This is a genomic window from Pseudoalteromonas sp. S3260 (genome assembly GCF_005886925.1).
GTDB classification, from domain to species: Bacteria; Pseudomonadota; Gammaproteobacteria; order Enterobacterales; family Alteromonadaceae; genus Pseudoalteromonas; species Pseudoalteromonas tetraodonis.
Genome location: NZ_PNCV01000358.1, coordinates 1 through 432 on the forward strand (window position 1 = coordinate 1; position 432 = coordinate 432).

The 432-nt window shown below is 48.8% G+C and carries 1 protein-coding gene; it reads right to left on the reverse strand.

The features are described from left to right. On the reverse strand, positions 1 to 417 hold a 417-nt coding region (locus CWC14_RS18790), incomplete at its 3' end, for an NAD(P)H-hydrate dehydratase (protein ID WP_249928790.1). Positions 418 to 432 lie beyond the last annotated feature (15 nt).

The following is a 432-nucleotide window of genomic DNA, read 5'->3' on the forward strand; positions in this document are numbered from 1 at the left end:
GCCCTGCGCTAGCAACGCGCCAATTATACCAGATAATACATCACCCATGCCGCCACTCGCTAGTGCGTTACTGCCACTGCTGTTAATTGTTAATTTATCAGCGCTACAAATAAGTGTACCCGGACCTTTCAATAGTGATGTTGCTTGGTATGAACGCGCCAACTCCTGTACCTTGTCAAAGCGATTGGCTTCCACCTCAGTAACGGAGCTTTGCAATAATCGCGCAGCCTCTTTGGGGTGCGGCGTCAAAACACAATCAGTGAGTCGCTGTGGATACTGTGCCAATAGGTTTAATGCATCCGCATCCAGCACTTTTAATCGTTTGTGTTCATAGCCAAGAACCGTGCTGAGCATCTGTTGCGCCCACTGACATTGCCCTAATCCAGGCCCAATAACGACGACGTTGGCTTTTTCCAATAGTGCTGTGAGTTG